The organism is Lacihabitans lacunae (genome assembly GCF_042649125.1).
Taxonomy (GTDB): domain Bacteria; phylum Bacteroidota; class Bacteroidia; order Cytophagales; family Spirosomataceae; genus Leadbetterella; species Leadbetterella lacunae.
In genome coordinates this window covers 4,590,659-4,614,634 of record NZ_JBHRYQ010000001.1, presented here as the reverse complement: position 1 = coordinate 4,614,634, position 23,976 = coordinate 4,590,659, and the positions used below count along the sequence as shown (strand labels likewise).

Sequence of the window (23,976 nt, the reverse complement as noted above, 5' to 3'; positions counted from 1 at the left end):
ATTAAAACCATTTTGAAAGTGAAAAATTAATAGAATAATCAGCAAATGCTGCATCGCCATGCCTTTGACCTGTTGGGTCTTGTTTGTCATAATACGACTTTGTACGGTTACGGTACAATGCAATTGGAAGCGACAATACTCCAGAAACTTTCCCTTTCATAAACGATAAACCCGGCTCTGCAGAAACTATATATCCCGGCCTTCTATAGCCTTCGCTTTTACCTATCAAATCGCTAGATGGCACACCCTCTATCCTACCCCCTAACATAACCGAAAGGCCTAACTTGCTACTCAAAACCTGATTAACACCTACACGACCCGCAAACTGGTCTGCTACCGAAAAATATCTGATTATTGGATCAACTGTGGCATTTGTTGGGTCTCTGTCTGTGCTATTTACATTTTTAGGATTAAACAAATAGAAACCATTATAGTACAATGAGCTTTTTTTAGCCAAAGTCTGGTATCCTTGCACCTCTAAACTGAACCCTACGCCACCGTCGCCGAGTTGAATGGACTGGTCAACTGGCTTTACTATCGTATAGTCTGCTCCATCTTTGGTTCTTTTGTGAAACCCATCCGTAACACCGTAGTTGCCAGTCGGTAACTTAATTCCAAACCCAATCGCAACATTACCTTTTATTAATTTAGCAGGATTAAACAGCCAATAACTCCCCGAAATTCGCATATCGCCAATTCCTTTAGATTGGGTATGAAACCTGAGCTGCTGTGGATTAGCCGTCAAACTATTTCCATAATGCTCATAAAGTGATGAACGATCGTTAGAAAGTAAAGGCAAATTTGCCGAAAACGACAACCTTGGATTTAGAATATAAGTAATTCCCAAATCTGCGGCGTGCGAAACATTGATTACTTGGGTTCCGTTTTCTACTCTCTCTCTCTCCTGAACATCGCCTCTAAAATGCCTAAATGATTCAAAATAGCGATACCCAAAATTGACCATAAATGTGCCATTTTTCTGTTTAAAAATATCGGAAGAGCCTCCCGGTGCTACCGTACTGCAGCTCATGTGCCTTACAGCCACACATCCTTGAGAATAAGCAAAATGTGTACAAAGACACGATATAAGAATATATAATGAGGTAAATTTTTTCATCGTTTTGTTTTTAAATAAAATCTTAATTAAAAAGAATAAATAGCCCGATTCTCTATAGCATAGTTAGTCTATAGATTTCAAGAATATAAAAAGCTTTTTTTACACAATCCATATTAGAATCTAAGGTATGAAACGCAGCAAATGACCTAATTGAAACCCAAAATATGGCTCAAAAAGCTATTCCGACCTAAGAAATGAATGATAATAAAAAAAGATAATTAAGACCTCGGAGGAGGAGAAAACAAAACGAGGTTGGGAGATTGAAAAGAATGTGAGATAAACGAATGAGCAACTGTGGGCTCAAAGTTCCAAAAATAAGTAATGTATTTTGCGTCTGTTTTTAGGTAATGTTTAGAAACGTGCTTTAAAACCTCCACCAAGGATTTTAAAGGGTCATTGTGTTTTTGATTGTCAAAATTTTGAGACACTTGGGCCATCAATTCAAATACATTCTGACGCGTAAGGTTTTCTTTTTGATACGTTGTAAAAAGGGTATCTCGCTCTAAAACTTTAGAAGTAGCCCGGTAAAAACTACCTTCAAAAACCACCAGCTCATTAGAGCTTTCCATAATTATGGATTGGCTTTGGTACGGCAATAAAAACGGCACTTTTACTTGCAGGCGGTCGCCCCTTGTTTCGAAAACCAACGAAGATTCTTCTTGTAGTTCTTTTGAAAACTCAATATACTCCAACAACGGCTTTCCTAGCAAAAATGCCAGTAAGCTGAAAGCGAGTAATATTTGAGCTATTTTTTTGAACAATTCTTATAAAGTTTTTACAAAAATAAAGATTTAAATTTCAAAACATAAAATTTTGCCTTGAAAATAATTTCAACCTAAAACCAGAATATGACTTAAAAGTTAAATCTACTCGTAATTTGGACGTTTCTTCCTGCCGCAGAAATACCCGAGGCAAACGTTCTGTAGTTGAGGTCAAATATATTTTCAACCGCCACTTGCATCTTCCATGCCTTAGCTATTTGGTATCCTGACCTAAAATTAAACGTAGTCCAAGCCAAAGCTCCTTCTGGAGTTGCATATTGTAAATTGTCTTCACCAGAGCTACTGTAGAGCGAAAGTTTTTTGGCACCGTTATAGATGGCAAAAAACTCTAAGTCAACTTTATGAGCGGAATAAGCCAATCGAGTTTTGCCAAATACTGGGGGAATATGATCCAAAGGTGAGCCATCGCTAAGTTTCCCTCGGGTATAATTTATCGAACTATTTAACCTAAGATTTTGATATAAAACGAAGTCAAAACTCGCAAAAGCTCCATAAATCTGTGCCCTATCTCTATTTTGTGCGGCTAAAACTTTACTCAACTTACCATCATAAAGTACCTCAGTTTTCCCGTCTAAGATAAAGTCTGACACCACGATGATATTTCGATAACCCGTATGATAAACACCTGCTTCTAAACTTATTTTATCACCTATATTTTGAGCAATATTTATCTCTTTATTAAATGTATATTCTGGTTTTATAGTTGGATTGGGCACAATCAAGTTCCCAGCACTTGATTCGAAAACTTTGGTCAGGTCGTCTACATTTGGAGTACGGTAACCTGAAGATGTCATTACCGCGATTTTCGTATTTTCTGAAGGCAAATAAACCAATCCAAAATTTCCTGTAAATGCTGTATTTTTTTGATTTACATTGTCAAAAGGAAACGGAAAGAATGCTTTTTCAATAAACTTAGCTTCCAAGATTGAATGGTTTAAACGAGCACCTGCATTAATTATTAAATTATTAGTAACCTTAAACTCGTCTGTTAAATAAACCGAAAGTGTATTCATTTTGCTTCCCCCATCCGGATACCTTGTGTCTGCCACTGAAACTTTACCCAAGGCAGTATTCGTTGCCTTTGAATCTACCTGATTGGTCGTTGCTTCTAAGCCATATTGGATGACATTCTGAGAAAAAAACTTTTGAAAATCCATGTTAATGGAACTGACATTTACTTGCTCATTTTGACTTTTCAGATTTGCACTCCCGAATTTTTGACTATTCCTGCTTTCGCTTATAACTTGATTAGCCAAAATTATTTTAGACTTATCAAAAACCTTCGTGGCACCTAAATTTAACTCGTAAGAAAACAAAACCCTGCTTTCTGGCCCATAATACCACTGGGCGTACTTTAACTTATTTCCGCTCATTTCTGTCAGCCTATCGTACCTTGGCACATCGCCTGTAGTAGAATATTGTACATTTAAAGTATGTAATATTTTTCCTGTTTTTACACTTATTTTTTGTAATAAATCCAATTGACCATATCCACTTCCGGCCTGCCTATATGGGTCTAAATTAGCCACTTGTTCGTATTGATTAGTGGATGTATTTAGTTTTGAATAGTAGTTCCTAAATCCAAATTCGGGAAATTTAGAATTCATTTTTTTTCCCATTTTTAAATCTCCGAAACTTGAAACCGTAAAACTAGATAGCGAGGCTATATTTTTCCCTCCCAAATTAAAATCTCCATGAACGGTCTTTTCAGAAAAAGCCGACCCATAACGTAGCATTGCTCCAAAGTTTTTCTGCGAAAACTTCGGTTTCATGGTTTGCATATGAATCACGCCGCCCAAGGCATCTGAGCCATAAATAACCGAATTAGGCCCAAAAACCACCTCCACTTTTTCCAATACATTTTGATCTACGCGAAGAATATTCTGAAGGTGGCCAGCACGATATATGGCGTTATTTAACCGAACGCCGTCTACCACCAACAATACCTTAGAGGCCTCAAAACCACGTAACACAGGACTGCCGCCGCCTGCCTGACTTTTTTGCAAAAAAACCTGACCTGTCTGTTCAAGCAAAATACCCGTATTGGGAGCATTTACAGCATTAATTTGTTTTTTATTTAAAAGGAAAATTTGGGCAGGAGTCTCTTTCTTTAATTGCTCAAACTTGTTTGCCGTCACAACCAATTCTCCTATAGAAACCGTGCTGTCTTTTTGCCCAAAAGCAACAGAAGTTAAAGTTAAAAACAGAACCGTTTTGTAAAATACACCCATGATTTGAAGTTAAGTGAAAAACAAAATAAACTTAAAATTTCTACATAAAAGAAGGCTTTAAAAAAGAAATTTGAAATAAAAATATTTGTCTAAGAAAAGAGGAGTTTTATCTATTTTTTATACATCTGGTCCTATTTTTTTGAAATAGATTATTATATTGTGTAAAAAAAAATTACACCTCCCTAAACTATCAACATATGAGAAAAATTAACCTTTTGCTTGTTTCACTATTATTTGTGCCTTTGCTAAGCATAGGTCAAAAAAAGAAAAGCTCAAAAGAAAAACCAATCATACAGAATATAACTACTTCGAAAGTTGACGCTAAACTTTACAGTGGCCTATCGTGGAGAAACATCGGACCGTTTAGAGCCGGCCGATCTTTGGCTGTAGCCGGTCACAAAGACCAACCACTTACCTACTACTTTGGAGCTGTGGGTGGCGGAGTTTGGAAAACCGAAGACGGTGGAAACAACTGGAACTACCAAGGTGACTCCACTTTTAAATCAAGCTCTGTGGGGGCTATTGCGGTTGCTGAATCTGACCCAAATGCAGTATATGTGGGCATGGGCGAAGCAGACATGCGAAGCAACATCAGCTATGGCGACGGCATGTACAAGTCTACCGATGCTGGCAAAACCTGGAAGTTTATAGGACTGCCCAAAGCGGACGCCATAGCGACGATTCAAGTACACCCAAAAGACGCAAACCTAGTATATGTGGCCGCTGTAGGAAACCCTTTTGCACCTAACAGAGAAAGAGGTGTTTTTAGAAGTAAAGACGGCGGTAAAACATGGGAGCATATTTTGGCTAAAAACGACAGCACGGGTGCTTACCACGTAAAACTTGACCCAAATAACCCGCGAATTGTATACGCCACACTTTGGCAAGCCTATCGAAATGGTCACTCTATGAGCAGTGGCGGCGAGGGTTGTGGACTTTACAAGTCTACCGATGGTGGTGACACTTGGGTTTCTTTAAATCAAAAACCAGGAATGCCTAAGGGGCTATTGGGTAAAATAGGAATTGCAGTTTCGGGTGCAAACTCAAACAGACTATATGCTCTTATTGAAAACGACAAAGGCGGTTTGTTTACTTCCGCAGATGCCGGTGAAACCTGGAAAATGGTAAACAATGACAAAAACCTATGGCAGAGACCGTGGTATTATATGAACTTAGAGGCTGACCCAGTTAATGAAAACAGCATAATCATATTAAACGTAAATTCATTTAAATCTACCGACGGTGGCAAAACCATAAGAAGACTGAGTGTACACCACGGCGACACCCACGATGTATGGATAAATCCGAAAAATCCGAACAATTTCATTATTGGTGACGACGGTGGTGCTGAAGTAACCTATAACGATGGCTTCACTTTTTCTGATATAGATATACCTACGGCTCAGTTTTATCATGTGCATGTAGACAATGACTTCCCATATAATATTTATGGCTCGCAGCAAGACAACTCTACAGTAAAAATAGCAAGTAGAACCAACGGATATTCGATCGGAATTAGGGATTGGCAACCCGTGGCAGGTGGAGAGTCTGGTTATATAGCCATTGACCCTATCAACCCAAAAATAACCTACGGAGGTTCTTATGATGGTTTTTTAACCAAACTAAACTTAGATACCAAGCAAGAACAAAACATAATGGTGTACCCTGAAAACAACATGGGACATACCTCGGCTCAAAAGAAATTTAGATTTCAGTGGACCTACCCTATTTTGTTTTCCCCTCATGATGACACTCGCCTTTATTGCACCTCCCAATATGTACACGTAACACATGACGGCGGCCATAGCTGGGAAATAATAAGCCCCGACTTAACTCGCAATGACCCAAAGACCACAGGAGCAACTGGTGGACCAATAACTTTGGACCAAACAGGTGCTGAGATTTACGCTACTATATTTACCCTAGCGGAGTCAACTCTTGAGAAAGGCAACATTTGGGCAGGATCTGACGATGGATATTTGCACGTAACCCGTGACAATGGCAAAAACTGGACAAAAATTAATGTGCCAGAAAACATGATGGGCGACTTCTCATTGATGTCAATTATCCACCCTTCGGTATTTAAAAAAGGAAAAGCCTATTTGGCCGCTACTCGCTATATGTTTGGCGACAGAAAGCCATATTTATTTAAAACTTCGGACTATGGTAAAACCTGGGAAGCAATAGCCAATGGTATTCCAGCCGACGAATATACCCGCGTTATCAGAGAAGACCCGAACAAAGAAGGCTTACTTTATGCCGGAACCGAAAGAGGTATCTATGTATCTTTTAATGATGGTGATACTTGGCAACCGCTTAACTTAAATATGCCTATTTCGCCTGTGAGAGACTTACAAGTGCATGCTCGCGAGAAAGACATTGTGGTGGCTACACATGGACTTTCGTTTTGGGTATTGGATGACATCACGCCGCTACACGAGATTAAAGACAATCTAGATATTCAACAGAAAGAAGCTCATTTGTTTAAACCAAGACATGCCTACCGCATGGAAGGTGGTCAAGCAGGCAGAAGAGCCGCTAGCGACGAAGGCACCAATGCTCCAAATGGAGTTTTAGTAAATTATTATTTAAAACAAAAACCAAGCAAAGAGTTTAAACTTCAGTTTGAAACTATGTCGGGTGACACCATCATGGCATTTTCTAGTATTAAAGACGAGAACGGCGAACCTTTCAAAGCCTCAAAAGATTACTACGAAGACAGCACAAAATCAAAACCAAACGGCTTAACAGTAAATGAAGGTCTGAATAGGTTTGTGTGGAATATGAGATACCCCGACGCCACTGAGATAGAAGGCGATAAAGCACCTATGTGGGCCGGAAACACCACAGGGCCAAAGGTGGTTCCTGGTCAGTATGTAGTTAAAATGATATTGGATGGTAAACTGATAGGGCAACAAACCGCCGAAATAAAAAAAGACCCGAGAATACCGACTACTGATGCTGAGTTTAAAGAGCAATTTGATCTTTTAATGAAAATTCATAAAAAGTTAGACCAAACGCATAAAAGCATAAACGAAAAAAGACAAATCAGAAAAGCGGTTTCAGAATATATGAAAGCGGTAAAAGACACCGTAATTATTTCAAAATTTGAGAAGTTAACGAAGCCAATGCTTAAAAACTTAGAAGACTTAGAGCAATCTATTATGCAAAATAAAGCGAAGGCCGTTCAAGACTTATTGGCATATCCGATTAGGTTAAATGACAAAATAGCCGGCGTGGCAAATGTAGTAGGAAGTGCAGACACAAAGCCCACGAAAGCATCTTACGAGGTTTACAAAGATTTGTCTGACAAAATAGATCAAGCCTCTGAAAAGCTACAGAAAGTAGTAGACGAAGACGTGCCGGCATTTAATAAATTGGTAAAAGAGAATCAGATTCCTGCCATTAATCTCAAAAAGAAAAAAGAAGACCCTTCTTAAATAATTTCTGTTTTATCTCAAAAGCCCTTCATTTTGACTCACAAAGTGCAGGGCTTTTTATTTAGTTACCATTTGTTATCGAATTTACATCTATTTCTGATAATTTTACATTATGATACCTCAGGATACCGTACAGAAAATTCTTCAAGCTGCAGACATAGTCGAAGTGGTTGGAGACTTTGTTACCCTCAAAAAAAGAGGGTCTAGTATGATGGCTTGTTGCCCATTTCACAACGAAAAAACGCCTTCTTTTCACGTTTCTCCAGCAAAAGGCATCTACAAATGTTTCGGTTGTGGCCAAGGGGGCGACTCACTAAGGTTTGTAATGGAGCTCGAGGGGCTGTCGTATCCCGAAGGCCTAAAGTGGCTTGCTAAAAAGTACAACATAGAGGTGCAGGAACGTGAAATGACGGACCAAGACCTTATTCAACAAAACGAAAAAGAAAGTTTATTTATCGTTTTAGAATATGCCCAAAACTACTTCCATGATCTTTTACTCAAAAACGAAGAAGGCATAAGTGTAGGACAATCGTATTTTATAGAAAGGGGGTTTTCGAAGGCCATTATTGAGAAATTCAACCTGGGATACGCCCTCGATTCTTACGACGATTTCAACAAAAAAGCGAGCTTAGCTGGGTTTACTACTGAAATATTAGAAAAAGCAGGATTGATTTCCGTAAAAGACAATCAATCTAAAATTGATAGATTTAGAGGCAGGGTAATATTTCCGATTCATAATGTAGCCGGAAAACCGATTGCCTTTGGTGCCAGAATTTTAAAAACTGACCCCAAAGCTCCTAAATACATCAACTCGCCTGAAACCGAAATCTACCATAAAAGTCAGATAGTATATGGTATTTATCAGGCAAAAAACGCGATTAGACAAGCCGATAACTGTTTTTTAGTAGAAGGCTATACCGACGTGGTTTCGCTTCATCAAGCAGGAATAGAAAACGTGGTGGCATCGTCTGGCACCTCACTTACACCTGAGCAAATCCGACTTATTAGACGGTTCAGTCAAAATATCACCGTATTGTATGACGGTGACGCAGCAGGTATAAAGGCTTCGTTGAGAGGTATAGATTTAATTTTGGAAGAAGACATGAACGTAAAGTCCGTAGTTTTTCCAGATGGCGACGACCCCGACAGTTACATTAGAAAAGTAGGCAGTCAAACATTTACAGATTATGTAAATGCCTCTCAAAAAGACTTCATCAGGTTCAAAACTGAGCTTTCGCTAGAGGAAATAGGCAACGACCCTATCAAAAAAGCAGGTTTGATAACGGATCTGGTAGAAAGTATCACCAAAATACCAAACCCGATTAAGCGTTCGGTTTTCTATCAAGAAGTGAGCACATTGCTCCAAATAGATGAAAACATCCTGATAAATGAAGGAAACAAGCTATTAAGGGGCAAAAATCCGGAACAGAAAAAAGGAAGATCAGACGGAGGCGGATTTTCTCCTGGACCACCAGAACCCGCTCGAAATCGGGAAAAAGAAATAGTTGAGGCTTCTATGAGCAAAACCAACTTTCACGAGGAGGTTTTGGTGAGAGACTTGGTTTTGTATGGCCACGAAGTTATAGACAAAGACTACGAAACCGAAGAAGAGCATACCTTGGCGGATTACCTTTTCCATGAAACTTCTGAAATCAGAATTGAAGACCAATTGCTTCAAAAAATCTATGCTACCTATAAACAATACTATGACCTCGGCGAGTACCCCGATATAAAAATATTTTCGTCTAGTCCGGATACCAAAATACAAGATTGCGTAATAAACTGGATGTCGCCAAAACACGAACTGAGTGACAACTGGACTAAATTCGAGATTTTTGTACCGAAATACGAAGAAAAACTAAGCGATTTTTCATACAAATTAGTTTTACGAATTACGAAAGACAAATTACAAAACGAGATAAATCAAATGCTAAATGAAATAGATGATGCAAATGACGAAGACCAAGAAATAATCGTTGTAAACATCAATAAAAAACAACTTTTGATAAAAAAAATAGCGGATATCTTAGGGGCCGTGATGTAACCTTAAAATGAAACATCTAAAAGTTTTACTGCTTTTATGTATTGTGATTTCTTGCAAAAATGACAAAGATACACTGTCAGACAAAATTAACTACCTCAAGTTTACACTTCATAATTCGCCAAGAGATACTTCAAAACCAATATTGATTCTTAATCTTAATCAAACATTGGACGCTGAAAGTTTAAATGAAATCTCGAAAGAGGTTTCTAACTTTTTTGATATAAAAACTAGCACACAACAGCAGAAAGTTGACTTTACAAAAATTTCCACACGTATTCAAAAAGACACCTTACAATATGCAGCTGATGATTTTTTAAAATACTTAAATATCGATTTAGCATCGAAAAATCAACTTTGTAATGTAGCTTTAATAAATATAGACTTGTACCCTCACAATGCTTGGAACTTCTGCTATGGAAAAGCTGATTTTGACACACATTGTGCCGTGGTATCCAACTTTAGGCTAAAAACAAATGATGAACTTATAAACACAATTATCCACGAAATTTGTCACACTTTAGGCTTAGAGCATTGCCCTGTCACTAACTGCATCATGCATGCTGCCAAAGATTTGAAAGAAACACAACTTAGAGGAAATACACTTTGCGGGCTTTGTCAAAAAAAGTTAAACTATGTTTTGGGTAAAAATCTAATGGAAAAATAACCTCCAAAGTAAACTAGGTTTCATGTTTTGATGTTAAATTGACTAAGAAATTGATTATAAATAGCCATTTTGAATTAATACTCTTCAAAAAATAAATTTCGGTTTCGTTTTTTTTAGTTGCAACTTTGCGTCCGTATTCATTTAAATCATTAATAAATTATGCCTTTTTCTAACGAGGTTTTGTTTTTCGCTGCATTTTCGGTTTTCGTAATTTTTGTCATGTTGCTTGATTTGGGGATTTTTAGTTCAAAGCCCGATCAGATTGTAAAGTTCAAAGAAGCAGGACTTTGGAGTGCCGTTTGGGTAGCTTTGGCTATCGTATTTTTCCTTTTTTTAAGAAACTACGGGTACCTCATTCACGACGTTAGCGATAATTCACATCTTGAACTTATTCAAAATACATATTACAAAAACCTCAAACTTGGAGATAACTTTGAGAGCAACTTAAAGATATTTCAAAACAACATGGCCTTGGAGTATATCACGGGTTATTTGGTAGAATATTCACTTTCAGTCGATAATATCTTTGTATTTATCCTGATTTTCAACTCATTTGGCGTTCGTCAAAAAAACTACAAGAAAGTATTGGTTTGGGGTATATTGGGATCTATCGTATTGCGATTTATATTTATATTTTTAGGAGCAGCCTTAATTCAACAATTTGAGTGGGTACTTTATATATTCGGAGCGTTTTTGGTTTACACAGGTATCAATATTTTATTTTCAAAAGATGAAGAAGAAAGTATTGATACGAAGAAGCACCCAGCGGTTAGAATCACCTCAAAGTTGTTTAATGTCTATGAAAAATATGTAGCTGACAACTTCTTTGTTCGAAACAAATACAAGAACAACAAGCTTTTCATAACGCCACTTTTTGTGGTAATCATTGTAATCGCTTTTACCGACGTTATTTTTGCGGTAGACTCTATCCCTGCTATTTTCTCGATAACGAAAGACCCATATATTGTATTCTTCTCAAATGTATTCGCCATTATGGGTTTACGTTCTATGTTCTTTTTCTTAGTGAATATCATAGACATGTTCGGCTATTTGAAATACGGCTTAGGCGTTCTGTTAACCTTTATTGGAGGAAAAATGCTTGCTCACAGCTGGTTAGAAAGCCATGGATTTACGAATATGCACTCGTTAATAGTTATCATTTCTATATTGGGAGTAAGTATCGGAGCTTCGCTTTTGTTTCCTCAAAAGGAAAACGCATAAAAAAAGTGGGGTCTAGAACCCCACTTTTTCAATCTTTTTAATTCAAAAATTAAGAAGCTATATAACTTTCTAAAAAACGGATGTGCTGGCGTTGCTCTACTATTAGGGCTGTAACTATATCTCCCACACTCAAAACACCGATTACTTTATCCTCAACTACTACAGGAAGGTGTCTAAATTTCTTCGAACTCATTAACTCCATACAGTCCACTATATTCATTTCTGGCTTTACCGTAAATACATTAGCCGTCATAACTTCTGACATCGGCGTAGACTTGGCTTTTCTGTCTTTAATTATTCCTTTTCTAGCATAATCTCGCTCTGAAAATATACCCACGAGTTTGTCATTTTCCATTACTAAAAGAGCTCCCACATTGTTTTCAGCCATTATAAATAAGGCATCGTAAACCGTGGTGTCCGGCTTAACAGATAGTATTTGCTTAATCTTTTTGCTTTCTAAAAGAGTTTTTACTGAAGTAGCCATAGTAGTATGTTTAGGTGAGTTAATACGAATACCAATTTAAAAATTTTTACAGTAAAATTCAAACTTAAATCAAAAAAAATATCATTTAAATCATATAAAATATAAAACCCATTCTCTGCTAACAAAAGCCAAATCAAACCAACTAAGTTTTTTGGCAAGATTTTTGAATCTTTTCAAAAGTAATCTTAGTTAAACATAGCCCTTTAAAAGATGGTAACCAAAAATACGTATATAGGTGTATTACTCATTTCTACTTCATTATTAATTTTCTCTTGTAAGAAAACCAAAGAAGATGTAGTAAATCCGCAACCTGTTGCTGCTATTTCTGCTCCTGCAAGTAGCTATGACAATGAAATGCCGACCAATTGGCTAAAACTTCATTTGTTTTTAATTAAAGATACTCCTGGCTATGCACCACCTGTAGCGGCTAGGTCATTGGCATATGCTTCCTTAGCACTTTACGAAAGTGTAGTATCAGGCATGCCTCAAAATATGTCTCTAAGTGGCCAATTAAATGGCATTTCGGGCCTTCCTCAGCCAGACAGTACATTAGAATATAACTGGGCCTTAGCTGCAAGTACCTCTCAATATACCATTCTTAGAGAGTTTTTTAAAACCACCAGCGATAAAAACCAAGTAGCAATAGATTCAGTAAGAAAATTTTATGAAGCAAAGCTAAAAGTAGGTAGCTCAGACCCAACCATTGAGCGATCTATCAGGTTAGGATCAGAGATAGCACTCAAGATTTTTGAAATTTCAAAAAAAGATGGTGGACAGGACGGCCAAGTGGCTAACTTTCCTGCTAACTATGTAAGCCCTGGTGGTATAGGTTCATGGAAACCCACCGGCTCTCAGGTTATTCCTCTTCTACCCTATTGGGGTTCAAATAAAACAATGGCTTCCGAAAACCTGAAAAATAACTTAGAAACCCCGTTAACTTTTTCATTTGAAAAAAACTCGGCGTTTTTCGCTGAAGCAAAAAACGTATATTTTGTTTCACAAAATCTAACTAGCGAACAAAAACAAATCGCCCTGTACTTTGCAGACGGCGGCGGTACTATCACCCCTCCAGGGCATCATTTTAACATTGCCAATATTATAGTCAAAAAAGAAAAAGCTACATTAGACAAAGTAGCCGAAGTCTTTGTGAAAGTAGGACTTTCGCTAAACGACGCCTTTATAAGTGCTTGGAGAGGAAAATATGAATATAACCTAATGCGTCCTAGTACATACATTACGCAGTCAATCGCAAAAACTTGGAGCCCATTTTTGACTAACCCGCCTTTTCCTGAATATGCATCCGGGCATTCTACAGCTGCAGGAGCCACCGTAGAGGTGTTAGAGAGTATTTTTGGAAAGACGTACGCTTTTGAAGACAACACGTATTCTCCCCAATATCCAAACCGAAAATTTGATAATTTTGAGGCTTATGGCCAAGAAACTTCCCTGTCTCGAGTATATGGAGGTATTCATTATAGATTCTCTTGCGACAACGGCTATGCTTGTGGAAGAAAAGTGGCAAAAAATATCTTAAATTTGAAATTTAAAAAGTAGAGTTTTCGTAAATTGTTTTCCTATATAAAAACCTGATTTGAAAGGCCTTAATAAAAACATATTTTTAATCTTAATCTTTGCTGTAAACCTACAGATTTTTGGACAGCCAAATGTGGCAAGTAAGCCAAACGATGTAGCCACTCAATGGTTTGAGTTTCAGCTTGAGATTATCCCCCAAACACCCGGATTTACTCCGCCGGTAGTAGCTAGAGCTTTGGGCTATAGTGGACTAACCCTATATGAGTCTGTGGTCCACGGCATGCCAAACTACATTTCGATGGCGGGAATAGTGCAGGACTTAGAAAAACTACCAAAACCAGAGCAAAACAAAGAATATCAATGGGAAGTAGTGGCTAACACAGCCCAAGCTTTTATATGTAAAGAGATTTACGCTAAAAACTTTAAAGCGAATATTCAAAAAATCGAAGATTTTAGAAATAAAATCGACCTCCCTCTCAAACAAAAAACTACTGAGCAAGTCTATAAAAACTCCGTAAAATATGGAGAAGAGATAGCAAAAGCAATTTATCAATATTCAAAAACTGACGGAGCAGACGAAGCTGAAAAAAATAATTTTCCCAAAAACTACAAAACCAATACAGGCTCATGTATGTGGATTCCTGTAGGAGAGCAATTGGCATTACAACCTTATTGGGGCAAAAACAGGACTTTCATTAAAGGAAATGCAGATTTTGATTTACCTGCACCACCCAAATGTGAAATAGGAAATTCGTCTCTTTTATATGTACAAGCACTGGAAGTTTACAGTGTAGGTAAAAACCTTACGCAAGAACAGAAAGACATAGCACTTTTTTGGTCTGATGACCCCGGCAAAACATTTACACCGCCAGGCCATGGAATATCTATTGCGACGCAGTTAATCAAAAAAGAAAACCTAAGCTTAGAGAAGGCGGCTGAGCTATATTGTAGACTTGGAATAGCAGTATCTGATGCATTTGTGTCATGCTGGAAATGCAAATACATGCATAATATACTACGACCCGTTACTTTTATACAAACCACCATAGATCCTAACTGGCGTGCATTTTTAGACAATCCACCTTTCCCCGAATACACTTCGGGTCACGGCACGGTGTCTGGGGCAATCGCCATGGTACTTTCCGATGCTTTTGGCTACAATTATGCATTCGTAGACAACTCACACCAAAATCGAGGCCTAAAACCACGCTCGTATGATTCTTTCTTAGAGTTTGCTCAAGAGGCAGCACTTTCTAGACTTTACGGTGGCATACACTACCGCATGTCAAACGACGAAGGCCTCAAAAACGGCAAACGAATTGGCAAGACTATCTGTGAGTTAAAGCTTAAAATGAAAGCTTCTTAAATTTATTTTTGTTTCAAAGTCCTTTCTAATTCTTTCGCAATAGGCACCAATACGTGGTCTTCTATTATCGCATGTTTTCTTAGTTCAAGCTCAAAAAGCTCAACTTGATTTAAAAATACTCTGAAAGGCAAAGGTGTCTCTTCTTTAGAAGAATAGGTGTGAATCAAAGCCGAAACCTCTTTTAAGTCATCTTCGATGGGGTCATGATGGTCATTAAAATCATCAATAGACTTAGTCGCTAAAATTTCATTTACTTCTGCAGATGTCAACTCCCCTTTAGAGGCAGCTATGAGTCTTTTTATAAAAGGGAAAAACTCTTTTTCTTCCATTCTAATATGAGCCACTAGTCTGTTTTTATATTGATTAAAAAACAGTGTCAAACTCGTTAACAATGGATGAGACTCTCCATATCTACTAAAAAAATGCTCCATAGTAAGCTCTATTTCAGGCAGTTTCTTAGAAAGATACAACTTATGTGAAGCTTGCAAATATGAAAGCACTTGGTCAGGAGGAAAATTCTGAAGTTTTTCATAAGGAAAATCTGTATCGTCCTCGTTATATAAGTCAAGAATCAGAGCCATTAGCTCTGCCTCCATATCAAACCTTTCAAATAAATCAGTTGAGCTTGGGTTTTTAACCTCCAAACGCTCGGTTACTAACTGATACATTTTATTACCTTCTACTAAATCTTCTAATGTTTTTGATTCCATATCCTTACGCTGTTTATGTTACAAAGGTTACTTACCAAAAATAAGAAAAAAATGAGCATAATCATAAATAAGTCTTTTTATTATCTAATGGTAGTTCGGCTTTAAAAAAGTATGGATGTATATAATTTTAAAATAAAAAAAGCTAGTTTCTGAGATAATATCTAAGTTTAGATTTTTCTTAATGAAGCCAATAAATTATATTTAAATATTAAAATTAATTCAACCTCAAATCAATGAAAACAAATCGTAGAAATGCCTTAAAAACTATTGGAACAGTGGCGGCAGGATCTTTTGCTGGTACTGCAATGGCAGCAACTTCCCAAACCAAGGCAAATACCAAACTTAAAAGCAACATAAAGCACTCCGTTTGTAGATGGTGCTACAGCTCAATTCCTTTTGAAGAACTTTGCCAAGGTGTAAAAGATATAGGCATGGCTTCTATAGAGCTAACTGGGCCTAAAGAATGGCCTATCCTGAAACAATATGGACTAACGGCCGGCATAGGTTGGGGAGACTGGCCCAAAGGGACGGGGCTAAACAATTTCTTTTGTAATCCTAAAAACCACGACACATTAGTAGAGTTTTACGAAGGATTATTACCAGAAGCTGCCGCAAATGGCATAACGAATATCATTTGTTTTTCAGGAAACAGAAACGGCATGAGCGACATAGTAGGTATGATAAACTGTGCCAATGTTATAAAAAGATTGATTCCAACTTGTGAAAAATATAAAGTTACCCTTTCGATGGAATTACTGAGTTCGCGTGACTCACACCCCGACTACATGTGCGACCACATAGAGTGGGGAGCGGCGTTGTGTGAAATGGTGGGTTCGGAGTATTTTAAACTTTTATATGATATTTTCCATATGCAAAGCATGCATGGCGATCATATCAGAAACGTGAAAAAATTCGGAAAATATATAAGCCACTATCACACAGGTGGTATGCCAGGCAGAAAGGAAATAGACCAAACACAAGAAATATACTATCCTGCCGTTATAAAAGCAATAGTAGACTCTGGTTACACAGGCTTTTTGGGTCAGGAATTTATCCCCACACCTAAAGACAAAGCAGGCATGTTGGCTTCGCTAAAACGCTGTGTAGAAATATGCGATGTATAAATAAAACAATTAAGCTCGGCGATTAATCGTCGAGCTTAATATAAAATATAGAATTATGTTACCATTATTTTTAGTTACACTTGGCCTTATACTATTTGGCGTATTTATGTTTTCGGTTCGTTTAATATTTATAAAAAACGGCGAATTCAAAGGTACCTGTGCCAGCAATAACCCCATGCTTCAAAAAGAGGGTGCAGTTTGCGGCGTGTGCGGAAGAGTGCCCGGCGAGCCATGTGCGGACCCTAATCCTTGATAATCATTTTCTTAAGGCCAGACGAAGCATACGTTTTAAGCTTTCCTGCTTCTTCGTAAATAGCGAAAATTTCTACGTTATTTTTCTCTGCAAAAACTTTAGTTTTCTCTAAACCCATTACCAAAAACGCTGTAGCCAATCCATCTGCCAAAATAGCAGAAGGTGCAATAACCGAAATACTTAACAAGTTATGATTAACAGGAAAACCCGTAAATGGGTCAATGGCATGTGAATATCGCTTCCCTCCTTTTTCGAAAAACTTGCGGTAACTACCAGAGGTAGCCAAACTTTGATTGTTTAGAGCTACTACCACTTCTAATGCTCGCTCATCTTGTGGTTTTTCTATGCCCACTTTCCAAAGGTGGTTTTCAGCATTTAAACCGCTCGCACGTATTTCACCGCCTACTTCTACCAAATAATTAAAAACTCCTTTTTGATTTAAAAACTCAGCGATAACATCTACGGTATAGCCTTGGGCGATAGCATTAAAATCAATTTTTATTTGGTTATCACTTTTTACTATTTTTTGATCAGAAAGTCCGATTTTCTTAAATCCAACTTTGGTCATGAGACTGTCCACTTTTGACTGCGATGGAAAGGCCTCTCCTTTTTTAAAACTAAAGCCCCAAGCCTTTACGAGTGGCCCCACTGTAATATCAAAATAGCCGCCGGTTTGGTCAAAAATGTCTTTGGAAGTATTGTAAACTTTAAGAAAATGCGGGTCTAATTTATCGTATTCTTGGTTGGCATTTACTTTTGAGATCAAAGAAGTAGAGTCCCAAAGCGACATACTTTTGTCTATCACTTTAAACAAGCTATCTACTTGCACTTGATAGCTTTGACCTAAAGAATCTTCATAAATAATCCGAAACGTAGTACCCTGAGCTTGCCCCTCTAAGGTCTGATATTTCCTAACTTTTGTTTTGTTACAAGAAGAAAAAAGTGCAAAAACTACGACCAAAAGCGAAAACTTAAACTTCATATTAGGTTGATGATTGTAAATAATAAGCAATTTAGATGCTAAATGAAAAACTAAGTCACAGTCATCTATTTTTTTTATTAAAAAAAGCGAACTGTAAAGCTCGCTTCTATTTTTTATCCTCCAAAGTCATCGAAGGCAACGTTTTCGGGTGGAATTCCCCAATCGTCTGCCATTTTTAGCACAGATTGATTCATCATGGGTGGCCCACAGAAATAAACCTCCAAATCTTCAGGACTTTTATGTTTTTTCAAAAATTCATCGATTACTACATTATGGACAAATCCCTTAAATCCATCACCTTCGGGATCATCGATATCCTTTTTAAGTGTCCAATTGTCTTCTGGCATCGGATTGTCCAAAGCAACCGCAAACCTAAAGTTTGGAAATTGCCTTTCTATTTCTCTAAATTCTTCAATATAAAATAACTCTTTCTTGGTTCTTCCTCCGTAAAAAAACGTTACTTTTCTTTTGGTTTTTAAAGTATGAAAAAGGTGAAATAAATGAGAACGCATTGGAGCCATTCCTGCTCCACCACCTATATAAAGCATTTCTTTTTCTGTTTCTTTTATAAAAAACTCACCGTATGGACCCGAAATATTTACTTTGTCTCCTGGTTTCAAGTTAAAAATATAACTAGACGCCACTCCCGGATTTACGTCCATCCAACCATTTTTGGCCCTATCAAAAGGCGGAGTAGCTATCCTAATGGTTAATTTTACAATGTTGCCCTCCGCTGGGTGATTGGCCATTGAATATGCTCTAAACTCAGCTTCTGGATTAACCATTTTAAGTGGCCAAAGATTAAACTGATCCCAATCGGGTTTAAATTTTTGGGGAGAGTCATGATAGGCAGGGTGTGCAGTAATATCCATTTCACTATAATTAACCGAAGTTTTTGGAATATCAATTTGAATATAACCACCAGCTTCAAAATCTAAGGTTTCGCCCTCGGGCAATTTCACCTCAAATTCCTTGATAAATGTGGCCACATTGTAATTTGAGGTAACCGTACATTCCCATTTTTTAACACCAAATACTTCAGCAGGAATCTCAATCTCCATGTCTTCTTTCACTTTCACCTGACAGGCCAAACGCATTTTCTCCGCCACCTGCTTGCGATTTAAGTGGTTGGTTTCGGTAGGCAACACATCGCCTCCGCCACTTATTACGTGGCATTTACACATGGCACATGTTCCACCCCCTCCGCAGGCAGACGCCAAAAAGAGGTTTTTAGAAGCGAGCACCGACAAAAGTGAATCGCCCGGTTTAACGATCAATGGCTCGTCTTTTTGACCATTGATGATAATACTCACATCTTTTTGAGGTAGGAGTTTGTCTTTTGCTTTTAAAATCAAAAACACAAACAACAACACTACCAATATAAATACCACAATACCACTTAAAAGAATAGGGAGCATATTAGAAGGGAATTAAAGTTTGATACCTGAAAAACTTAAAAAAGCCATTGCCATCAGGCCCGTAATAATCATCGCGATTCCGAGACCTTGTAGCGGTGCCGGAACTTTAGAATATCTCAATTTTTCACGAATAGAAGCCAACAAAACTATGGCAAGGAAAAAGCCGATACCTGTTCCAAATGAAAAAACGAGGGTTTCGGAAAAATTATATTCTCGCTCTTGCATAAAAAGCGAGGCTCCCAAAATGGAGCAATTTACCGTAATTAGGGGTAAAAATATACCCAAGGCACTGTATAAAGCTGGAGCGAATTTCTCTACCACCATTTCTACCAACTGTACCGCTCCGGCTATCGTAGAGATAAAAAGTATAAAAGCCAAGAAGGTTAAGTCTACCGCAGCCAAAGATGGGTGAATCCAACCCAAAGCCCCTTCTTTGAGCATGAAATTAAGAATAAGATAGTTAAGAGGAGCAGTTAGTAACATCACAAAAACCACCGCAAGACCTAGACCAGCCGCTGTTTTTATTTTTTTAGAAACCGCCAAAAACGAACACATACCTAAGAAAAAAGCAAAGATTGCATTTTCTACAAATATGGATTTTATAAATATACCTAATAAATTTTCCATAGTGTTTTCTGATTATGAGATGTTAACCAATTTTTTATTTCGGCTACGTTGCCACCAAATGTAACCGCCTATTAAAAACAAAGCCGAAGGAGGTAACATCATTAGTCCATTATTTACGTATCCGTGGTCATACGCCCATTGCGGAATTATATCATAGCCTAGCAATGAACCGCTACCGAAAAACTCTCTGAAAACTGCTACCGTTATTAAGATTATACCATACCCGACACCATTTCCGATACCGTCCAAAAACGAAGGCCAAGGTTTCTGAGCAAAAGCGAAAGCCTCTAGCCTACCCATTACAATACAGTTTGTGATTATTAAACCCACAAAAACAGAAAGCTTCTTTGAAACATCGAACATATAAGCCTTAAGCATTTGATCCACAATAGTTACCAAAGTAGCCACTACAATTAGCTGCACGATGATTCTAACTCGAGTGGGAATACTTTTTCTAATTAATGATACGATTAAATTAGAAAACGCAGTAACGAATATCACCCCGAGCGACATGATGATAGCGGGCTTCACTTGCACCGTTACCGCCAAGGCCGAGCAAATTCCCAAAACCTGCACCGTAACCGGATTAGAGTCATCTAAAGGGTCTTTAATGATGGCCAGGTTTTTCTTTGAGAATAAACCTTCTTTTTTTGTTTTTTCTATTACCTCTTCCATTTAGTTTTTGATTTTATTGAAATACACTAAATATGGTTCAACGCATTTTTTTAACATCTTATCCGTTCCTTCTGAAGTGATGGTTCCGCCCGAAATAGCGTCTACTCGATATTCATCTCCGAAGTCTACCTTTGCTGATTTTTTGACCACATTGACCGAAATGAAATTATTTGATCCGTCTTTTATTTTTTTACCTATAAACTGATCTTGAAAACTCTTCTCAGCAATTTCAGCACCCAAACCTGGTGTTTCGCCTTTGTGGTCAAAAAAAGCTCCTTTCACAGTATTTAAATCAGAATCTAAGGCTAAAAAGCCCCAGATTGGCCCCCAAAGTCCAACGCCATATAGCGGTATTACATAGTTTTTAGAATTATCTTTTTCAGTAAAAATATAAAGTGGCAATTTCCTATCTGCTAAGGGTTTCGCCAATTCGTTTTTAAGCACAATTTGCGATGGCTTAACGCCCTCTATTTTCTCTCCTTCGCTATTAATAACAAGCTCTTCTACTTGCTCACCATACATTCTTTCGATTTCTTTGGGTATGGCTGACTCGACTTTAACTGACTTCAAAATATTAGATTTGGTGTCAAGTGCTAAATTAAAATCTTGCTTGGGTTTGAGCATAACGGAAGTTAAAACGAGAATAACCGCAGTAACTATAGAAATGCCTATGGCGTATAAAAATGTATATCGATTACTGTGCATTTTTTAATCTTGATTTTATGTGTTGTTCAATAACCAAATGATCAATAATTGGAGCAAAAACATTAAATAGTAAAATACTCAACATAACGGCTTCGGGATAAGCGGGATTAAATACCCGGAGAATAACAATGAATGCTCCGATAGATAAACCGTAAATCAACTTTCCTTTTTCGGTTTGGGCAGCAGAAACTGGGTCGGTAGCCATGAATATGGCTCCAAAAGCAAAACTTCCCATAAACCAATGGTAATAAGCCGGCGTGTGCATGGCGTGTTGTAAATTATCTGCAGGAGCTAAAAAATTCAAAAGTAAGCCCATCAAATAACCACCTACAAAAACAGAAACGATTATTCGCCAACTGCCAACACCTGTAACAATTAGAATTAATGCACCAATGAGGCAAGCCAATACTGAGGTTTCGCCTATGGAACCTTGTTCAAAACCCATAAACATGTCCCAAACGGAGGGAAGATTTTGATAATTGCTATCAAATGTCACCAAGTTAGTAGCACCCGAAAAAGCATCAACTACCTGATGACCTGCCTCTGGGCTCAGGTCTGTCCAAATATCGCCACTCAAATAGGCAGGAAAAGCAAAAAACATAAATGCACGAGCCAACAAGGCCGGATTCATGAAATTCATACCCGTACCTCCAAAAATTTCTTTGCCTAATAATGTACAGAAAATAGCACCTAAAGCAACCATCCAAAGTGGTACTGTGGCAGGAAGCGTAAGCGGAATAAGTAAACCTGTAACTAAGTATCCTTCGCTTATTGGGTGGCCTTTGGCAATAGAAAAAGCAAACTCAACACCTAAACCCGCAACATAAGACACCACAATAATGGGCAAAACTTTTATTAGGCCAAAAGTGAAATTCTCAACAAAAGAACTTTCTATGCCATACGCCAAATAATGTTGGTATCCTGTATTCCAAATACCGAAAAGTAAACACGGCACCAAAGCAAAAATAACCATAACCATGGTTCGCTTTAAATCCATGGCATCTCTGACATGCACACCTGTTTTAGTGGTAGTATCGGGCACAAAAAGGAAGGTTTCGAAGGCATCGAACATATAATGAAACTTTTCGAGCTTACCCCCTTTTGCGAAAGTCGGTTTTATGGAATCTACTAATTTTCTTGCTATTTTCACAGATAATGAAATTTAATAATTTTTATAAAAAAACAGAGCTTTAAGCCTCTTTTTGCATTAGTTCTAGTCCTTGTCTTATTATTTGCTGTACCTCTATTTTAGACGTACACACAAACTCACATAGAGCAAAATCTTCTTCTGAGACTTCGTAAATGCCAAGCTGCTCCATACGCTCTATGTCTTGTGCCAAAATGGCCTTAAGCAGAATCACGGGCATAATATTCATAGGCAATACCTTTTCATATTGACCAGAAACCACAAACGCTCGCTCTTCACCATGTGTATTGGTATCGAGATCGTACGTCTTTGATTTGTTTAGCCATGAGAAATAAGACCTAGAAAGCGAAAGCTTATTGAAACCTGGCAAAATCCACCCTAAAAACTCAGGCTGATTCCCCTCCGAAATGACTGTTATTTGATTGGTATAAAATGAGAGATAATCTGACTCTGAAGACTTGACTCCTGTCAGCACATTCCCCTGAATGATTCTTTGATTATCTTCTTTGATTTTTTTCTCTAAAATACTTCTTAGCGTTTGCCCTGTTAGTACTTCATAATATTGCGGATCAACTACGCCACTACCTCCTAAGGCTATTATTCGAGTAGCATCGTATTTTCCAGTTAAAAAAAGATTGCCAATAATACATACATCTTGTGGGTTTAAGTACCACACACTTTGCCCAGGCAATATAGGACTGATATGATGAATGTGAATCCCGACGTTTCCAGACGGATGCGGCCCTTTAAATTCATTGACACTTGCACCACTTAAATTTCCAATTGTATCTAGAGTGCTAGAGTTAGGCACTCCTATTTGTAAGTTACCACCACTTAATGTAGCTAAAACTTCTAAACCTTTTTTGATCTCAACTTTTTTATTTTTTAAGACAAAATCATAATCAAGAGCCAAGGGAGCTGTATCAAACAAACTCACAAAAATCGCTTTTGGTGTGGCTGTAATATCAGGAATTACATCGAAAGGCCGCTGGCGAATGTAGCTCCAACAACCCGACTCCAATAGTATTTCTTTTATACCTTCTTTTGTATTTTGATTACTTACATCAAATTGCTTGAATTCTATTTTTTTATCCGCTAAGATTTTTATTTCAGAAATCCTTCTTTTCTCTACTCGTACTATTTCTACCACCTCACCACTCATCGGTGAAACAAAGCCAATTTCAGGTCTATCTTTATCGAAAAAGACTTTTTGGCCTGCTAAAACGGTATCACCCTCTGCAACCAAGAGTTTTGGTGTTAAATCTTTAAAATCTGAGGGTTTTAAAACGAAAATATCTGAGGGTGGTAAACTTTCTAAATCATGTGTGGGAGCTCCAACAATCTTAATATCAAAGCCTTTCGAAATTTTTATCTGTTTACCCATAAAAGTTAAATTATAATAACCGAGACTAGGAGAGAATTTTAAGTCACTTGACTTCCTTTTACAAAGCTA

General features: G+C 37.6%; 20 protein-coding genes. 8 read left to right on the top strand and 12 right to left on the bottom strand.

Annotation, left to right across the window (positions count from 1 at the left end; all coding sequences use genetic code 11):
* Window position 1: 1 nt before the first annotated feature.
* From ACFOOI_RS19655 to ACFOOI_RS19645, 3 genes are all read right to left on the bottom strand, one after another.
* Window positions 2-1,117, bottom strand: a complete 1,116-nt coding sequence (locus tag ACFOOI_RS19655; protein ID WP_379839795.1) for a hypothetical protein — start codon at window positions 1,115-1,117, stop codon at window positions 2-4.
* Window positions 1,118-1,335: 218 nt separating this feature from the next.
* A complete protein-coding gene (locus ACFOOI_RS19650; RefSeq protein WP_379839794.1) occupies window positions 1,336-1,878 on the bottom strand; it encodes a hypothetical protein in 543 nt (180 codons plus the stop codon).
* 92 nt (window positions 1,879-1,970) lie between these two features.
* A complete protein-coding gene (locus ACFOOI_RS19645) occupies window positions 1,971-4,130 on the bottom strand; it encodes a TonB-dependent receptor (RefSeq protein ID WP_379839793.1) in 2,160 nt (719 codons plus the stop codon).
* A 197-nt stretch (window positions 4,131-4,327) separates the two neighbouring features.
* On the opposite strand from ACFOOI_RS19645, the gene ACFOOI_RS19640 reads away from it, so the two are divergent.
* From ACFOOI_RS19640 to ACFOOI_RS19625, 4 genes are all read left to right on the top strand, one after another.
* Window positions 4,328-7,570: a WD40/YVTN/BNR-like repeat-containing protein gene (locus ACFOOI_RS19640; protein ID WP_379839792.1), complete on the top strand. Its 3,243-nt coding sequence runs from the start codon at window positions 4,328-4,330 to the stop codon at window positions 7,568-7,570.
* Window positions 7,571-7,682: 112 nt separating this feature from the next.
* Window positions 7,683-9,614, top strand: coding sequence for a DNA primase (dnaG, locus tag ACFOOI_RS19635; RefSeq protein WP_379839791.1), 1,932 nt, complete (start codon window positions 7,683-7,685; stop codon window positions 9,612-9,614).
* Between the two features lie 7 nt (window positions 9,615-9,621).
* Window positions 9,622-10,278: an archaemetzincin gene (locus tag ACFOOI_RS19630; protein WP_379839790.1), complete on the top strand. Its 657-nt coding sequence runs from the start codon at window positions 9,622-9,624 to the stop codon at window positions 10,276-10,278.
* Between the two features lie 159 nt (window positions 10,279-10,437).
* A complete protein-coding gene (locus ACFOOI_RS19625; RefSeq protein ID WP_379839789.1) occupies window positions 10,438-11,499 on the top strand; it encodes a TerC/Alx family metal homeostasis membrane protein in 1,062 nt (353 codons plus the stop codon).
* A 49-nt stretch (window positions 11,500-11,548) separates the two neighbouring features.
* On the opposite strand, the gene ACFOOI_RS19620 is transcribed toward ACFOOI_RS19625, so the two are convergent.
* The gene (locus tag ACFOOI_RS19620; RefSeq protein ID WP_379839788.1) at window positions 11,549-11,983 is read right to left on the bottom strand and encodes a CBS domain-containing protein; all 435 of its coding nucleotides are present in this window, start codon (window positions 11,981-11,983) and stop codon (window positions 11,549-11,551) included.
* 210 nt (window positions 11,984-12,193) lie between these two features.
* Here ACFOOI_RS19620 and ACFOOI_RS19615 point away from each other — a divergent pair, with 210 nt between their 5' ends.
* The gene (locus tag ACFOOI_RS19615) at window positions 12,194-13,537 is read left to right on the top strand and encodes a vanadium-dependent haloperoxidase (RefSeq protein WP_379839787.1); all 1,344 of its coding nucleotides are present in this window, start codon (window positions 12,194-12,196) and stop codon (window positions 13,535-13,537) included.
* A 37-nt stretch (window positions 13,538-13,574) separates the two neighbouring features.
* Complete coding sequence (locus ACFOOI_RS19610; RefSeq protein ID WP_379839786.1) at window positions 13,575-14,882, top strand: vanadium-dependent haloperoxidase; 1,308 nt, start codon at window positions 13,575-13,577, stop codon at window positions 14,880-14,882.
* A gap of 2 nt (window positions 14,883-14,884) precedes the next feature.
* Here the strand turns inward: ACFOOI_RS19610 and ACFOOI_RS19605 are convergent, their stop codons facing one another.
* Window positions 14,885-15,592, bottom strand: a complete 708-nt coding sequence (locus tag ACFOOI_RS19605) for a hemerythrin (RefSeq protein ID WP_379839785.1) — start codon at window positions 15,590-15,592, stop codon at window positions 14,885-14,887.
* Window positions 15,593-15,825: 233 nt separating this feature from the next.
* Between ACFOOI_RS19605 and ACFOOI_RS19600 the strand changes: the two genes are divergently transcribed.
* Both ACFOOI_RS19600 and ACFOOI_RS19595 read left to right on the top strand, forming a co-directional pair.
* Entirely contained in the window at window positions 15,826-16,716 is an 891-nt protein-coding gene (locus ACFOOI_RS19600; protein ID WP_379839784.1) for a hydroxypyruvate isomerase family protein, read from the top strand.
* A gap of 55 nt (window positions 16,717-16,771) precedes the next feature.
* Window positions 16,772-16,969, top strand: a complete 198-nt coding sequence (locus ACFOOI_RS19595) for a hypothetical protein (RefSeq protein WP_379839783.1) — start codon at window positions 16,772-16,774, stop codon at window positions 16,967-16,969.
* Here the strand turns inward: ACFOOI_RS19595 and ACFOOI_RS19590 are convergent.
* The 7 genes from ACFOOI_RS19590 to ACFOOI_RS19560 form a co-directional block, all read right to left on the bottom strand.
* Window positions 16,959-17,951, bottom strand: coding sequence for an FAD:protein FMN transferase (locus ACFOOI_RS19590; protein ID WP_379839782.1), 993 nt, complete (start codon window positions 17,949-17,951; stop codon window positions 16,959-16,961). The two genes, ACFOOI_RS19595 and ACFOOI_RS19590, sit on opposite strands and share 11 nt — an antisense overlap.
* A 113-nt stretch (window positions 17,952-18,064) precedes the next feature.
* Window positions 18,065-19,369 (bottom strand): NADH:ubiquinone reductase (Na(+)-transporting) subunit F, encoded by a 1,305-nt coding sequence (gene nqrF, locus ACFOOI_RS19585; protein ID WP_379839781.1) that lies wholly within the window; start codon window positions 19,367-19,369, stop codon window positions 18,065-18,067.
* A gap of 12 nt (window positions 19,370-19,381) precedes the next feature.
* Window positions 19,382-19,996, bottom strand: a complete 615-nt coding sequence (nqrE, locus tag ACFOOI_RS19580) for an NADH:ubiquinone reductase (Na(+)-transporting) subunit E (protein ID WP_379839780.1) — start codon at window positions 19,994-19,996, stop codon at window positions 19,382-19,384.
* A gap of 12 nt (window positions 19,997-20,008) precedes the next feature.
* Window positions 20,009-20,671 (bottom strand): NADH:ubiquinone reductase (Na(+)-transporting) subunit D, encoded by a 663-nt coding sequence (locus ACFOOI_RS19575; RefSeq protein WP_379839779.1) that lies wholly within the window; start codon window positions 20,669-20,671, stop codon window positions 20,009-20,011.
* Window positions 20,672-21,376 carry an NADH:ubiquinone reductase (Na(+)-transporting) subunit C gene (nqrC, locus tag ACFOOI_RS19570; protein ID WP_379839778.1) on the bottom strand — a complete coding sequence of 235 codons (705 nt, stop codon included), beginning with the start codon at window positions 21,374-21,376 and terminating at the stop codon, window positions 20,672-20,674.
* Window positions 21,366-22,526: an NADH:ubiquinone reductase (Na(+)-transporting) subunit B gene (locus tag ACFOOI_RS19565; RefSeq protein ID WP_379839777.1), complete on the bottom strand. Its 1,161-nt coding sequence runs from the start codon at window positions 22,524-22,526 to the stop codon at window positions 21,366-21,368. Before ACFOOI_RS19565 ends, nqrC begins: the two co-directional genes overlap by 11 nt.
* Before the next feature lie 40 nt (window positions 22,527-22,566).
* The gene (locus ACFOOI_RS19560; RefSeq protein ID WP_379839776.1) at window positions 22,567-23,907 is read right to left on the bottom strand and encodes a Na(+)-translocating NADH-quinone reductase subunit A; all 1,341 of its coding nucleotides are present in this window, start codon (window positions 23,905-23,907) and stop codon (window positions 22,567-22,569) included.
* Window positions 23,908-23,976 lie beyond the last annotated feature (69 nt).

Coding starts and splice junctions, on each gene's coding strand:
- ACFOOI_RS19595 (WP_379839783.1), top strand. CDS start 16,772: ATGTTACCATTATTTTTAGTTACACTTGGCCTTATACTATTTGGCGTA.
- ACFOOI_RS19630 (WP_379839790.1), top strand. CDS start 9,622: ATGAAACATCTAAAAGTTTTACTGCTTTTATGTATTGTGATTTCTTGC.
- nqrC (WP_379839778.1), bottom strand. CDS start 21,376: ATGCACAGTAATCGATATACATTTTTATACGCCATAGGCATTTCTATA.
- ACFOOI_RS19605 (WP_379839785.1), bottom strand. CDS start 15,592: ATGGAATCAAAAACATTAGAAGATTTAGTAGAAGGTAATAAAATGTAT.
- ACFOOI_RS19600 (WP_379839784.1), top strand. CDS start 15,826: ATGAAAACAAATCGTAGAAATGCCTTAAAAACTATTGGAACAGTGGCG.
- dnaG (WP_379839791.1), top strand. CDS start 7,683: ATGATACCTCAGGATACCGTACAGAAAATTCTTCAAGCTGCAGACATA.
- ACFOOI_RS19625 (WP_379839789.1), top strand. CDS start 10,438: ATGCCTTTTTCTAACGAGGTTTTGTTTTTCGCTGCATTTTCGGTTTTC.
- ACFOOI_RS19590 (WP_379839782.1), bottom strand. CDS start 17,951: ATGAAGTTTAAGTTTTCGCTTTTGGTCGTAGTTTTTGCACTTTTTTCT.
- ACFOOI_RS19575 (WP_379839779.1), bottom strand. CDS start 20,671: ATGGAAGAGGTAATAGAAAAAACAAAAAAAGAAGGTTTATTCTCAAAG.
- ACFOOI_RS19620 (WP_379839788.1), bottom strand. CDS start 11,983: ATGGCTACTTCAGTAAAAACTCTTTTAGAAAGCAAAAAGATTAAGCAA.
- ACFOOI_RS19645 (WP_379839793.1), bottom strand. CDS start 4,130: ATGGGTGTATTTTACAAAACGGTTCTGTTTTTAACTTTAACTTCTGTT.
- ACFOOI_RS19560 (WP_379839776.1), bottom strand. CDS start 23,907: ATGGGTAAACAGATAAAAATTTCGAAAGGCTTTGATATTAAGATTGTT.
- ACFOOI_RS19615 (WP_379839787.1), top strand. CDS start 12,194: ATGGTAACCAAAAATACGTATATAGGTGTATTACTCATTTCTACTTCA.
- nqrF (WP_379839781.1), bottom strand. CDS start 19,369: ATGCTCCCTATTCTTTTAAGTGGTATTGTGGTATTTATATTGGTAGTG.
- ACFOOI_RS19640 (WP_379839792.1), top strand. CDS start 4,328: ATGAGAAAAATTAACCTTTTGCTTGTTTCACTATTATTTGTGCCTTTG.
- ACFOOI_RS19655 (WP_379839795.1), bottom strand. CDS start 1,117: ATGAAAAAATTTACCTCATTATATATTCTTATATCGTGTCTTTGTACA.
- nqrE (WP_379839780.1), bottom strand. CDS start 19,996: ATGGAAAATTTATTAGGTATATTTATAAAATCCATATTTGTAGAAAAT.